The 12,250-nt window shown below is 40.6% G+C and carries 15 protein-coding genes; 12 read left to right on the forward strand and 3 right to left on the reverse strand.

What is annotated here, in order from left to right; genetic code table 11:
• Nucleotides 1-162 precede the first annotated feature (162 nt).
• From H6F63_RS29355 to H6F63_RS11145, 5 genes are all read left to right on the forward strand, one after another.
• The gene (locus H6F63_RS29355) at nucleotides 163-843 is read left to right on the forward strand and encodes a hypothetical protein (RefSeq protein ID WP_199297949.1); all 681 of its coding nucleotides are present in this window, start codon (nucleotides 163-165) and stop codon (nucleotides 841-843) included.
• Nucleotides 830-1,309: an AAA family ATPase gene (locus tag H6F63_RS29360; protein ID WP_199297950.1), complete on the forward strand. Its 480-nt coding sequence runs from the start codon at nucleotides 830-832 to the stop codon at nucleotides 1,307-1,309. Before H6F63_RS29355 ends, H6F63_RS29360 begins: the two co-directional genes overlap by 14 nt.
• Entirely contained in the window at nucleotides 1,306-1,920 is a 615-nt protein-coding gene (locus H6F63_RS11135) for a hypothetical protein (protein ID WP_199297951.1), read from the forward strand. Before H6F63_RS29360 ends, H6F63_RS11135 begins: the two co-directional genes overlap by 4 nt.
• Before the next feature lie 173 nt (nucleotides 1,921-2,093).
• A complete protein-coding gene (locus H6F63_RS11140; protein WP_199297952.1) occupies nucleotides 2,094-2,495 on the forward strand; it encodes a hypothetical protein in 402 nt (133 codons plus the stop codon).
• Nucleotides 2,492-2,959 carry an Imm30 family immunity protein gene (locus H6F63_RS11145; RefSeq protein ID WP_190637333.1) on the forward strand — a complete coding sequence of 156 codons (468 nt, stop codon included), beginning with the start codon at nucleotides 2,492-2,494 and terminating at the stop codon, nucleotides 2,957-2,959. The genes H6F63_RS11140 and H6F63_RS11145 overlap by 4 nt, the downstream gene beginning before the upstream one ends.
• 245 nt (nucleotides 2,960-3,204) lie before the next feature.
• On the opposite strand, the gene H6F63_RS11150 is transcribed toward H6F63_RS11145, so the two are convergent.
• Nucleotides 3,205-3,822, reverse strand: coding sequence for a hypothetical protein (locus H6F63_RS11150; protein WP_190637334.1), 618 nt, complete (start codon nucleotides 3,820-3,822; stop codon nucleotides 3,205-3,207).
• Nucleotides 3,823-4,238: 416 nt separating this feature from the next.
• Nucleotides 4,239-4,484 (reverse strand): helix-turn-helix transcriptional regulator, encoded by a 246-nt coding sequence (locus H6F63_RS11155; RefSeq protein WP_190419191.1) that lies wholly within the window; start codon nucleotides 4,482-4,484, stop codon nucleotides 4,239-4,241.
• A gap of 113 nt (nucleotides 4,485-4,597) precedes the next feature.
• Here H6F63_RS11155 and H6F63_RS11160 point away from each other — a divergent pair, with 113 nt between their 5' ends.
• A complete protein-coding gene (locus H6F63_RS11160) occupies nucleotides 4,598-4,897 on the forward strand; it encodes a hypothetical protein (RefSeq protein ID WP_190637336.1) in 300 nt (99 codons plus the stop codon).
• Between the two features lie 187 nt (nucleotides 4,898-5,084).
• Here H6F63_RS11160 and H6F63_RS11165 read toward each other — a convergent pair whose 3' ends face one another.
• Nucleotides 5,085-6,218 carry a cob(I)yrinic acid a,c-diamide adenosyltransferase gene (locus H6F63_RS11165; RefSeq protein WP_190435404.1) on the reverse strand — a complete coding sequence of 378 codons (1,134 nt, stop codon included), beginning with the start codon at nucleotides 6,216-6,218 and terminating at the stop codon, nucleotides 5,085-5,087.
• Between the two features lie 253 nt (nucleotides 6,219-6,471).
• On the opposite strand from H6F63_RS11165, the gene fraC reads away from it, so the two are divergent.
• From fraC to H6F63_RS11195, 6 genes are all read left to right on the forward strand, one after another.
• Nucleotides 6,472-7,014, forward strand: a complete 543-nt coding sequence (gene fraC / locus H6F63_RS11170) for a filament integrity protein FraC (protein WP_190637338.1) — start codon at nucleotides 6,472-6,474, stop codon at nucleotides 7,012-7,014.
• Nucleotides 7,015-7,088: 74 nt separating this feature from the next.
• The gene (locus H6F63_RS11175; protein ID WP_190637341.1) at nucleotides 7,089-8,105 is read left to right on the forward strand and encodes a DUF5357 family protein; all 1,017 of its coding nucleotides are present in this window, start codon (nucleotides 7,089-7,091) and stop codon (nucleotides 8,103-8,105) included.
• A gap of 97 nt (nucleotides 8,106-8,202) precedes the next feature.
• The gene (locus H6F63_RS11180) at nucleotides 8,203-8,982 is read left to right on the forward strand and encodes an ABC transporter permease (protein WP_190637356.1); all 780 of its coding nucleotides are present in this window, start codon (nucleotides 8,203-8,205) and stop codon (nucleotides 8,980-8,982) included.
• A gap of 89 nt (nucleotides 8,983-9,071) precedes the next feature.
• Complete coding sequence (locus H6F63_RS11185; RefSeq protein ID WP_190637343.1) at nucleotides 9,072-10,256, forward strand: ATP-binding protein; 1,185 nt, start codon at nucleotides 9,072-9,074, stop codon at nucleotides 10,254-10,256.
• Nucleotides 10,257-10,333: 77 nt separating this feature from the next.
• The gene (gene larE, locus H6F63_RS11190; RefSeq protein WP_190637344.1) at nucleotides 10,334-11,146 is read left to right on the forward strand and encodes an ATP-dependent sacrificial sulfur transferase LarE; all 813 of its coding nucleotides are present in this window, start codon (nucleotides 10,334-10,336) and stop codon (nucleotides 11,144-11,146) included.
• Nucleotides 11,147-11,353: 207 nt separating this feature from the next.
• Nucleotides 11,354-12,046 (forward strand): SAM-dependent methyltransferase, encoded by a 693-nt coding sequence (locus H6F63_RS11195; protein ID WP_190637346.1) that lies wholly within the window; start codon nucleotides 11,354-11,356, stop codon nucleotides 12,044-12,046.
• Nucleotides 12,047-12,250 lie beyond the last annotated feature (204 nt).

The raw sequence follows: 12,250 nt of genomic DNA on the forward strand, positions 1-12,250 counted from the left end.
CAGCATATATTCAGTGTTATGTAAAGCATTCAATAGAATTTTACAAATATTCTGCTAATATATGTAAGCATTTAGGTTGTAAGTGTTTAACAGCTATGCCTTCAGTATCTTAGCTAGTTCAGCAAATCGTTGTAATTTATGTGACTGAAGGGGAGATTAATTATGAAAATTAAAACAATAGAATATTATAACAAAGCCTTAGACTGGCGCTTAAATCCAGTTGATTTTACTAATAGCTTTTCTAACCTCACTTTACTTGTTGGTGTATCAGGAGTTGGGAAAACTCAAATTATTAAGTCTATCTTAAATTTAAAGAGAATAGCTAATGGTGAATCTTTGAATGGTGTGCAATGGGATATTACATTTGAAACCCTTGAGCGGGTTGAATTTCGATGGAAAGGGGAATTTGAAAGCAAAGGATTGGCTGGAGAGATTCTTAATGGAGAGGATGAAGAACCTAAATTTCGGATTATAAATGAATATTTGTACAAAGGTGGGGAAGAAATTGTCAAAAGGAATCAAGATAAAATAGAGTTTAAAAAACAGAAGACACCGAAACTATCGCCTTTTCAAAGTTTAGTTGAAATATTAAGTGAAGAAGAAGATGTTGCGCCTGTAAAGGAGGGATTTGATAAAATTATTAAATTTAGTTCAAACAATGAATTTTATGGTATTCCTGCATCCTTAATAAAATTTTACGAAAATTCTTCTTTAGAAGATATACAAAAAAGTAATTTGGAGACTCCAATCAAGCTGGCATTAGTATATAAATATTTCCCTGAAATATTTTATAAAATAAAACAGCGTTTTGGAGAGATTTTTTTTACAGGTGGAAGAGATTAAATTAGGCTTCAATAAAAAACAAAATATACCAATAGATTTTAATAACTTTTTTAGTGATTTTTTTTTTATTAGCATTAAAGAAAGAGGAATTGATCAATGGATTGTTCAAGGTGAAATTTCTTCAGGAATGTTTAAAACATTGATGCAGATTAGCGAATTATACTTAGCGCCTGAAGGAAGTGTGATTCTCATCGACGAATTTGAAAATAGTTTAGGTGTTAACTGTATTGATGTTTTAACAGAAGACTTACTAGCACAAAACAGAAATCTGCAATTTATCATAACCAGCCATCACCCTTACATTATTAATAATATTGGGATGGAACACTGGAAAATAGTAACTCGCAGAGGCGGTGTAGTAACGGTAAAAGATGCTAAGAATTTTAATTTGGGGAAATCTAGACATCAAGCTTTTATTCAACTACTAAATCTTGAAGCTTACAGCGAAGGAATAGCAGTCGAATGAATCTGTATTTTCTTGTGGAAGGTAAAAGAACTGAAAAAAAAGTTTATCCAGCTTGGTTAAGGCATCTTTTACCCGAACTACAACGAGTCGATACCTACGATCTGGTAAATGAAAAAAACTATTACCTTATAAGTGGTGAAGGCTATCCTTCACTTCTTAATCATATTTCTAACTCAATTGAGGAAATAAACTTAAGTGGAAAGTATAACTATTTTGTGGTATGCCTTGATGCGGAAGAAAATACTGTTACAGATACAAAAAATGAAATTTGTGATTTTATAATAACGGAGAATTTTGAACTCAGAAATACAAAGCTTTTTATTATCGTTCAAAACAGATGTCTAGAAACGTGGTTTCTGGGTAATCGGAAAATTTACTCAAGAAATCCTCAAAACCAACCTTTGTTAAACTATAGCCGCTATTATGATGTTTCAGTCGATGACCCTGAATTGATGGGCAAATATAACGGGTTTAATACTCACGCTCAGTTTCATGGTGCTTATTTAAAAGCATTATTTGATGAGAAAAATATCACTTATAACAAAAACAAGCCTGGTGAGGTGTTAGAGGCATACTATTTGAATGAATTAAAGAAAAGAATTAAAACTTAGCCACACCAATTGGCTACCTTCGGAAATTTTATAGAATTTTGTGACACAATTAGAGCAAAATTGCCAAAATAAACCGCGCGATCGCATTCTCTCCCACTTCACAACAAAAACGCGATCGCATCACTAAAAACATTAGTGATACTGTTGGTGATGCAGAAAAAGTAACTGGTCAGATGGCTAAACTGGTTCCTGGTGAGGGTACTGTTGCAACTTATGGTGAATTAAACAAGGCGAGACGTAGAGATGATAACCTCACAGCGCATCACATTCCGTCCGATGCGTTTATGAAAGCAAAAGTGTCTGGTTATACCAGAAATAAGGGGATTTCGATATGGATGGAGCAGCCGTATCCGGGAGCGGGTGGTCGTCATCGCCAGACTTTATCTTATGGATCGTCTCCCGACTTGAGCCTTTCTTCAAGGCAGGCTCTTGCTCGTGAAGTGTGGGATGTACGATCGATTTATCGCCAACAAGGACTTTATACGCCTGATATTCGGCGTAGCTTACAGCAAGTCATCAAGCAAAATAAATTAACTTGGGTAGGTACTTTTAACAAAGTGAGGAATAGAAGATGAGCGATAATAACTTTATTGAAATTATGAAAGCTAATAGATTTATGCGATCGCGTGCCGAGGTCGTAGCTTTTGATGAAGCTATGGCTCAACTTGCCAAGCATCCGAAAAATGAATATTTGCCAGAATTGCATCTAGTTTTAGACGATAAGTGCGAGCATCACGAGGTCATGTATGGCCTAATCCATTTTCTGGAGTCTTTTGATGCAAAGGAACAGTTTCAAGCACTTATTGATGTTATTCCTGAGCTAATTGTCCGTGCGCCAGAGTGGACAAAAACTCTTCATTACGGAATTCTAAATGATGATTCGTCTTGTGCTTTATATAAAGAGATTTTGCATTCAACTAACTCCAAAAATCGGGATGTTGTCTATCAGGTTCTTAAAGAAATTGCAGCGTCGGAATCTCCGCCTCTGTCCTCACACGCTGAGTTTGTTTTGAGCGAAAGTGCAACTCTGGTTAATTAACTGAAGTTAAAGCGCGATCGCATTCTCCCTCACTCCACAACAAAAATGCGATCGCATTCTTTTTGCTAGACAAGTATAAGTGGATATGCAAAATAAATTACACATTAAATGCTATTGAAAGCCTTATGTAGCAAGGCCAGCTTATGTAATTTATTCTGCACAGGTACTTACCACTTAAATCGAATAAATTTTGTAACTGCTATCTAAATAAACACACTCACTGAAATCAGCTTTTTACGGCTGTACTATCGCCTTGGCATTGTAAATCTTAGTCTGCTAATAATCTGGCGAATGTTTTCCTTGTTGGAATGCAACATAAAGTAACTGTCGTCTGTCCCGTTCAGGCGAATCGAATTCGGATAGCGGACAATGAGCGTTGCCATTCTTTCCAGTGCCTTGTCTTGGTCAGCCGAAGGCAAAATTAAACACGCTGGGCGACCCTGGATTTGCAACTGCTGCACCTGGGGACGAGTACCATAGGGAATTAGTCTATGATTCCGTGCTTCATTATTACAAACATCCTGTATAGTTGACGGCGGCGGTGTCAACAGCCCCGTTACGTGGAAAAATCCATCAGCACCGCTGAAGCGTTCTCGGTTTTCATAGCCCTGGGTAGGTTGCCAATTGCTGGGGTAGCTAAAAGTAACACCATAGGTAGAATTAGTGTACCGCTGTGTACTTGCACGGCGTTTAGATGGAACTTGCTTTTGGCTGACTGATGGGGAAAGCTGCTTCAAGGAAACTTCTGGAGCAACGCTAGGAACTGCTTGACTGCTACCTGGAGAGAGTATGTCGCCTAGTGGCACGAAGGCTACAACTCCTAGGACAAACAATAGAGAATATCGAGAAACAATGTTTTTCATGGATTTTTTTGAAAGACTATATAGGGCTTACACAAACGGCAAAAAATCGTGCTTTTTTCAAGGACTGTTTAGTTATTCAACAATTTCTGTGAATTTGAACAATCCCCAACTATTTAACTGATAAATTCCGCTCGCGTTTACCTATATCCGGTAATTATTAGGACGGTAGCCTTAGAAATTCTGTTTCCTCAAATTTATTCAGGACTTATGCAGTTGCCGTGAACTAAAGTTCCGGATCAAAGCTTAAACCCATTGAAATGGGTTTGTTTGAGGTTTTTTAGTCAGTTGAAACTGACTTAGGCTTTGGGCCAGGAAATTGATTTCCTTCCAGTGGGTAAGTCCTATTATTGAAAAAATTGAATTAGATTAATTGGAACCAGGAACTGGGAAGCGAGTGTATCTAGGTGAAGTTAAGATTAAGACTGCGCCTCATCCTCAGCAGAGTCATCCAAATACAGCCTGATAAACTCCTCCGCAGCGACCAGATCGATCTTCTGAAGCGCCTTCCAAATCTCAAGCATCGTCTCAGCCACGGGATCTCTCACTTCACTCACCCAGCGGCTTACATTTGATCGCCGAATCCCCATTGTCATTGCCAGACGATTTTGGCTGATGTTATGGGTATCCAATACCTTTCTAAGTGCTTTGCCTGCTTTTCCCATAACTTTGATCGTCTCAGAGGTTCACGGTATAGTAAATGTTTCCTTTTGGATACGATTACTGTAAGATAGATGGTAACTAATAGGAACCGGTGCGTCTGAACCGCAAAATTGCCATGTCCCTGCTTCGTAGCCGCATCAACCCGCAAACTGTCATCACCCTGAGACAACTTGCCAAACACCTCAACATTGACTCCAGACGCATCCTAAATTGGCAAAAGTGGCAACACGTCCTCTGGGTACATATTGAAGGTAGAGGCGGCTACTTTGTCAGCTATCGCACCTTAGAACAGTGGATAACCGCTTGCTGCGGCTTGCTGCGCTGTTGTCCTAACTTAGAAGCACTGGCAGTCCTTTGGTCAGCTATTCAAAAAGAAGCCAAGCGGTACACTGAAGAAGGTTTAGAACAACGGTAGTGGTATAGAAGTAGTGATAAATCCACTTTTACCCCCTACTGTACAAGGCTTTGAGCATTAAATATCACTACCTGTTTACCACTACCAGAACAACTACAGCAAGTTTGGCAGCAAAGGCAAGTTTGCATGAAGATGACAGGCAAGATGTCTTACAAAGATGTGAAGGCAGTTTAACTTAACTGAAAGCCTAAAAATCTACTCCTCGCTTTAAGTCAACGCCTCTGTCAGCATAATGCTTGTGGCAAATCATTTCCGAGTGGACGCTGGCCAGATCAAAATAAGCTGGTGTATTCAAACAACGCCCGGTGATGATAACTTCTGTGTCGCGGGGTTTGCGTAACAAAGCTTCTACTATCGGCTGTTGCGGCAGTAATTCTAAGTCAACTGTGGGATTGAGTTCGTCGAGGATGATAGTCTTGTACAAACCAGACGCGATCGCAGTCCGGGCAATGTCCCAGCCTCGTTCTGCTTCCACATAGTCTAGCTCTTGCTGTTGTCCCCGCCAGACAATTGCATCCCGCCCGCAGCGCTGATGATCTACCAGGTTCGGATATGATTGTTGCAAAGCAGCGATCGCGGCATCCTCAGTATAGCCAGTACCACCCTTGAGCCACTGCATAATCAGGACTCGGTGCGAAGTATCCTGACTAATCCCGCGTCCAATCCCCTGCAACGCTTTGCCTAGCGCACTGGTAGACTTTCCTTTCCCAGCACCCGTGTAGATTTCAATTCCCGAAATCGAATTTTCCTCAGATGCGGAGTGTTTGTGAGGCTTCATTTCCGAGTGCAAATCAGCAATATCCAGCAGTTGTTGCGGCGCGGCTCTACCTGTGACAATGATTTCTAACTCTTGGGGTTTATGCTTGAGAGTTTGCACGACTTCATCAACACTCAGCAAACCTAAGTCTAGAACCGGGTTCAGTTCGTCTAGAACCAGGACAGAATATAGGTCAGATGCTAGAGCGCCTTTTGCCACATCCCAGCCGCGTTCCGCCTCCTGTCTGTCAAAGCGCGTAATTTCCTCCTTGGTAAAAAATTCTGCTCGTCCTGTGCGAACCTGGTCAATCAGGTGCGGGAAACCTTGCTGTAAAGCTGCGATCGCGCCATCTTCATCATAGGCGCGTCCCGGCCCTTTGAGAAACCGCAGCAGCAGCACTCGCGTTGCCAAATCTGTATTAATACCTAGCCCAATTGAACGCAAAACGACACCCAGCGCCGCTTGCGATTTCCCCTTCCCGGCTCCATCGTAAACATGAATCTGCCCAACAATACGCTCAGAACGTGCTTGCGCCGTGCGAATGCCAATCCCCGTTCTGTTCATAATTCTCATGAAATCTCAGCTGCCACAAATTGATAACGATAGCAGATTAGAAGTTTAAATTGAAAAGGAGCAAGGCACAAGACGTTACAGGAGTTAAGCTGTTGTGTATCGAACGCCGTATAAATCTACACTAGGAATAAGTAGTCCGTTGGTGGTGCTTTTCTTCCCCTGTGTCAGTGCAACCAACACAACAAACAAAAAACGATTTCCACTCTTTGCAACTTTGTTAACTAGAAGTTAGGGAGACAGTCTTATGGGTTCAAATGTTTTCCCCCTGCCTACGATTTTATTTCAATTTCTCTTTTTACTGGTAGCGATCGCTATAGAATCATTCATTCTACATAGAAATCTTAACCTCGGTCGCCAAACCAGTGCCGACTATGCTATGTTGATTAACTTACTCTCAAGTATTGTTGGATGGTGGATTTTCTTTTATGTTTTGCCTTTGCTGCCAGTGGAACTGAGAGCGCAGGTAATTAGTTACATTTTTTTTGATACATTTTTTACAATTAACCAATCTTCAACATATACAACGCAGCTAATTTTAACAATATTTATTGTTTTCCTGTCTAATTATCTCTTAAAATTAAACTTTTTACAATTAATTCAATTTTTAATCGAGCCACCTAAACCAACCACATCTGAACCCCAAGAAAGGAAGTTAAAAACTATTACCGCTCGTAACGTTGAAACCCAAGAACGTCCGAATCTAGCAAATATAATGTTTCAAGCAACTTTCTGTAGTTATGGCGTTATTTTAGTTATTATATTTTTGATTCGTTCGGAAATTATATAATTTTTTAGGGTTTAAGGCATTTTCCGACCTAAAAAAATGATTGATGTTAATTTTTTAGCGCAAGGAAATTAGCAATGTTTTGGATCGTAGTAGACATAAAAGACTTTTTTAAATTTTTGCAGTCGCTAATCGAGCCTTTCATACCTTCTCGCGCTTATTCTTGGAAAACACTAATTTATCTAAGTACATTTTCTTGGATAATGTCTCTTTTGACAACCGATGAAGCGCGAGATTTTATTAGTTTTTGGGGATGGATATTTTTAATTGCTGGGACAAGCTGGGCTAGCACAGAAAACAAAATAAAAATTGGCAATCTGTATTTGAGTCCTTGGATTACGGGTGCCTTAATCTGTACTTTCGTATTTGGCAATCGAACGCCGGAAGAACAAGAGGCGGGCTTGATAATCTGGCCTACATTATCGGCACTGATTGCTATTGGCCCAGATTTTCTCGATCAAGGCATGAAATTAACATTGCCTAAACCAGCAATTCGTCAAAGAGACTTAATTTTGCTTGCCAGCAATATACTGATCAGCTGCTGGATTCAATTTTATTTTGTAGCTCAAAATTGGTTGATTGAATATCCCACCTTAATGTCCGATGACTTTAGCCAAAGTGCTTTTATGTTTAGAATGGAATCTACAGAGCCGATAGCTCCCAGAGGTGCCATAGTTTTAGACTTTATGGAACCACTTTTAAAGCGAGAGTTGGATAATAAACCTTGGTCAGAAGTGGAACGATGGCTGCTGCAACCACAACCGCGCATAGATGCCCTTAAACAGGAAGCGATCAAAGGACTTCCTATTGTTGAGGAAGATTTATGGTGGCAATATACGTCTAAAATATCGTCAATTAACTCAGGCTATAACTTACAATTACTGGCAATTTGGCAAGGGCCGCGATCGCAACCTGAAGTATATTACATAAACAAGCCTTGTCAGATTACTCAAACCTACGAGCAAGCAGATACTAATTCTGAGGCGACATCCAACGAAACTGAAACTAAAGGACAAGCAACTCCGGTCGCTCAAGTCAGCTGTCAACCAGCCAGTACCTTAAAGCAGAATCAAGCAGCCAGAAGTCAAGGGTAATAAAATATAATAAATCGTTGTAGTAAATAAGTATTAATTCAGAATAACAATGAATTTAAGTACAGCAAAACCAAGGCATAGCAATGTGTTTAAAGAAATGATTGGAAGCTTGAAGAGAACTTTAGCGATCGCTACCAATGCGTTTCGGGAAGTAATACGCGATCGCGTCCTTTATCTCATCGTTTTGTATGCTCTTATTATGGCAGCAGCCTGGCGATTGCTACCAGAAGTTGCGGCAACAACAGAAGATAAAATGCTTTTAGATGTAGGTCTGGCAGCAATTGATGTACTGGGTTCAATCGTCGCTGTATTTGTTGGCACAGGGCTGATAAACAAAGAAATTGATAAGCGCACAGTCTTGGTGTTAATTCCTAAGCCAATTAGTCGCGCTGAATTTATTATTGGCAAACAACTAGGACTATCAGCAGTGCTGGGTGTCTTAGTGGCACTAATGACAGGAATTTATCTATTTTTTTTGAGTTTGGCTCAGATTTCGTACCCAGTAGTTAGCATTCTGATTGCCGCGCTATACCTATTTTTTAAGTTATGCTTATTAACTGGTATTGCGTTGATGTTAGGTGTTTTTACTAGCTCCTTGCTAGCTACTTTGCTAACTTTTGGGGTTTATTTAATGGGGCATTCCAGCCGGGATTTGTTAGCACTAGGGAACTTGAGCCGCAATGCCGATATTGAACGCCTAACTCAAGCCCTATATCTAGTATTACCAGACTTATCCAGACTAGACCTAAAAAATCTGGCAGTTTATGGAATTTTGCCTGACTCAATAACACTTTTAAGCAATGCTGTGTATGGCTTGCTATACACTGTATTAGTTTTGGCGATCGCTATCCTGATTTTTTCAAGGCGTGAATTTTAACTACAGGTGTACAGTTAGTTAAGGCGCGATAGCGAGAGTATAAAACCACTCTTTAATTTTTAGTTTTATTTCAAACCTCTCTCTTGGTAATGTCGCAGCCGCCACTAGCACCACAACCAGCTAACCTCCGCCTACTGATAGTGTCAGAATCAAGCTTGGATGTAGAGCTGATTATTAAAAGGCTGAACAAAGTAGCAGTCGCTTTTAGTTACGATATTGCCGCAACTCCTGCGGCTTGTCAGAAATTATTGCAGGAGCAAATATATGATGCAGTATTATTAGATAATTCCCTGGAAGCAATGAGTATGCAAATACTAAAATTACTCCAGCAATCAAAGCAAGAAATACCCTTAAATTTGTTTAATAGCTCTTTGGATAAGACAGATGTGAAGTGTATAAACGCTGAAGCCAACCAAATTTACCTATTAGAAAGAATTGCTGACCAGACTGCGATCGCACTCTACAATGCTCAAACCTACAAACGCCTAGAACAGCTAGTTAGAGAGCGTACCCAAGAACTAGAGCAAGAAAAACAACTCTCAAAAATTGCCAATCGTACCAAAAGCGAATTTATCGCCACCATGAGCCACGAACTGCGAACACCCTTAACCTGCATCTTAGGGTTTTCGCGCCTGCTATTAGATCAAGTTTTTGGGAGACTCAACCAAAAACAGCAAGAATACCTCACTGCTATTAGTTCATCTGGCAATCATTTATTAGAACTGATTAATGACGTTCTGGATTTATCTAAAATTGAAGCGGGTCAAGAAGAATTAACTTTAGAAACACTGGTAGTAGAAGAAATATGTCTGGATGCTGTTAAACTTGTGCGCGAACGGGCGCAAAAAAAAGGGTTACAAATATTAGTATATATTGCGCCAAATATTACAACTTGCATAGCTGATCACCACCGCTTGGAACAGATTTTGGTAAACCTGCTGTCTAATGCAGTGAAATTTACAGAAGCTGGTTTAGTAACGCTCAACGTAGAAAAAACCGCAGACACCATCTTATTTTCAGTGATTGACACTGGTATTGGCATTAGCGAAGCCCAGCAAACTATCCTCTTTGAAGCGTTTCAGCAGCTAGATAGCGGACTGAATCGCCAATATGAAGGAACCGGTTTAGGTTTGGCTCTATGCCGCAAACTGGCATTATTACACGGTGGCGAGATTACAGTAAAGTCAAAACTCTTAAGCGGCTCCTGCTTTACATTACACCTGCCAATACAGCCCCTAGATTCATCAAAAACCGCCCAAAATTCGCTACCGTAAAAAAGTAACTCTCATGCAGCCTGCTCTTCCTCTGCGTACTTTCTTGCCTGGAGCGGTTCAATTTTTTTTAACTAACCATGATTGATCAAAAACTTGAGCAACTGAAAACCTTATTTGCAGAAATGGAAATGGCTCTGATTGCCTATTCCGGAGGCGTCGATAGCACCTTAGTTGCCAAGATTTCACATGACGTTTTAGGCGATCGCGCCTTAGCCGTAACCGCCGTTTCTCCTTCTCTTCTTCCAGAAGAACTAGAAGATGCTCGTATCCAAGCAGCAGCAATTGGAATTGCCCATAAAGTCGTGCAAACTCACGAAATGGACAACCCCAACTACACCTCGAATCCTGTCAATCGCTGCTATTTCTGCAAAAGCGAACTGCACGACACCCTGAAACCGTTAGCCCTTGAACTCGGTTATCCCTACGTCGTGGATGGTGTCAACGCCGACGATTTAGGAGACTATAGACCAGGAATTCAGGCGGCGAAAGAACGAGGAGCGCGATCGCCCTTAGCAGAACTCACAATAAGCAAAGCCGAAGTACGTCAAATCTCCAAACAATTAGGACTTTCCTGGTGGGATAAGCCCGCTCAACCCTGTCTGAGTTCCCGCTTCCCCTACGGCGAAGAAATCACCGTCAGCAAACTGCAACGAGTCGGAAGAGCCGAAATTTATCTGCGTAAGCTAGGTTTATCTAATCTCCGAGTCCGTTCCGATGGCGATACGGCCAAAATTGAGTTATCACCAGAGCAAATCAAAGAATTTGTCTTAACCACCGATTTACCAACTCTAGTTTCCGCCTTTCAGGAATTCGGCTTTATCTACGTCACCCTCGATTTAGAAGGCTACCGCAGCGGCAAATTAAATCAAGTTTTGTTGCAGAAAGTCTAACGCCGTCAATGCGTCTTGAACCTCCCAAGCCGCTTAAACCTAACTTTCTCTCGTTAAGAGTCTCTGACTCTTAACGAGAACTTGGCAGAACCTCCAGTTGTGAAGGTCGAGACTCTACCTTGAAGGGGAGCATTCCCAGTCTTTGGCTTTTAACGAGTCAAGGAAAATATTGGGTAGTTCATAAACAAAATCGCGCTAAAAAAACATATGGGATTAAAGCTTGAAAGTGTCATTCCTTGGGGACGTTCATTAAAAGAATATAGTGGGATGTTTCACCTAACTCCTGACGACCTCCAAAGGACAATTCTTGATTGTGCTGGTGGCCCTGCCAGCTTTAATATTGAGATGACACGCCAAGGGTACAAAGTTATATCTTGCGATCCTGTCTATCAGTTTACCGCCAGTGAAATTCAACAGCGTATCCAAGAAACCTACCAACAAGTTATAGACGGCGTTCAAGCCAACCTCGACAGATACGTTTGGCAGAATATCCAGTCACCAGAACAAATGGGGAAAATTCGGATGTTAGCCATGCAGCAATTTCTCGAAGACTTGCCCTTAGGAATTCAACAAAAGCGATACATAACCGCTGAATTACCTGTTTTGCCCTTCAAGTCCAATCAATTTGATTTAGCCTTGTGCGGTCATTTCTTATTTACCTATTCTGATTTTCTCTCACAAGACTTTCACATCAACTCAATTATCGAACTTTGCCGCGTTGCCAAAGAAGTGCGAATTTTTCCCCTTTTGCATCTTTCTGGAGAAGCGTCACCAATGCTTGTGCCAGTTATGAAAGAATTAGAAGCACAAGGCTACAACTTGGAAATAAAACAAGTACCTTATGAATTTCAAAAAGGTGGCAACCAAATGTTGCGGGTATTGCAAAAAAATGAGGAGTAATGAGTTAGGGATTAATAGAAATACAGCAATTCAAGGGTTGGGTGCGATACATCTTTAGGGACATGGCAATGCCATGTCCCTACCAAGCAGAAATGTTGAATGTTAAGAAAACTTCATAAAAATTAGCCCAAAATCATGATATTTTTTGGGCTAAACCTTAATTAATCTTATTAGCTTCCATGATATTTTCATTTCCTCGTCTTG

It is taken from the genome of Trichocoleus sp. FACHB-40 (assembly GCF_014695915.1).
Lineage (GTDB): Bacteria > Cyanobacteriota > Cyanobacteriia > Cyanobacteriales > FACHB-T130 > Funiculus > Funiculus sociatus.

What these genes read in the sequence shown, in the direction of transcription:
- H6F63_RS29355 (WP_199297949.1), top strand. Translation starts at nt 163, where the DNA reads ATGAAAATTAAAACAATAGAATATTATAACAAAGCCTTAGACTGGCGC.
- H6F63_RS11135 (WP_199297951.1), top strand. Translation starts at nt 1,306, where the DNA reads ATGAATCTGTATTTTCTTGTGGAAGGTAAAAGAACTGAAAAAAAAGTT.
- H6F63_RS11140 (WP_199297952.1), top strand. Translation starts at nt 2,094, where the DNA reads ATGGCTAAACTGGTTCCTGGTGAGGGTACTGTTGCAACTTATGGTGAA.
- H6F63_RS11145 (WP_190637333.1), top strand. Translation starts at nt 2,492, where the DNA reads ATGAGCGATAATAACTTTATTGAAATTATGAAAGCTAATAGATTTATG.
- H6F63_RS11150 (WP_190637334.1), bottom strand. Translation starts at nt 3,822, where the DNA reads ATGAAAAACATTGTTTCTCGATATTCTCTATTGTTTGTCCTAGGAGTT.
- H6F63_RS11155 (WP_190419191.1), bottom strand. Translation starts at nt 4,484, where the DNA reads ATGGGAAAAGCAGGCAAAGCACTTAGAAAGGTATTGGATACCCATAAC.
- H6F63_RS11160 (WP_190637336.1), top strand. Translation starts at nt 4,598, where the DNA reads ATGTCCCTGCTTCGTAGCCGCATCAACCCGCAAACTGTCATCACCCTG.
- H6F63_RS11165 (WP_190435404.1), bottom strand. Translation starts at nt 6,218, where the DNA reads ATGAACAGAACGGGGATTGGCATTCGCACGGCGCAAGCACGTTCTGAG.
- fraC (WP_190637338.1), top strand. Translation starts at nt 6,472, where the DNA reads ATGGGTTCAAATGTTTTCCCCCTGCCTACGATTTTATTTCAATTTCTC.
- H6F63_RS11175 (WP_190637341.1), top strand. Translation starts at nt 7,089, where the DNA reads ATGTTTTGGATCGTAGTAGACATAAAAGACTTTTTTAAATTTTTGCAG.
- H6F63_RS11180 (WP_190637356.1), top strand. Translation starts at nt 8,203, where the DNA reads ATGATTGGAAGCTTGAAGAGAACTTTAGCGATCGCTACCAATGCGTTT.
- H6F63_RS11185 (WP_190637343.1), top strand. Translation starts at nt 9,072, where the DNA reads ATGTCGCAGCCGCCACTAGCACCACAACCAGCTAACCTCCGCCTACTG.
- larE (WP_190637344.1), top strand. Translation starts at nt 10,334, where the DNA reads ATGATTGATCAAAAACTTGAGCAACTGAAAACCTTATTTGCAGAAATG.
- H6F63_RS11195 (WP_190637346.1), top strand. Translation starts at nt 11,354, where the DNA reads ATGGGATTAAAGCTTGAAAGTGTCATTCCTTGGGGACGTTCATTAAAA.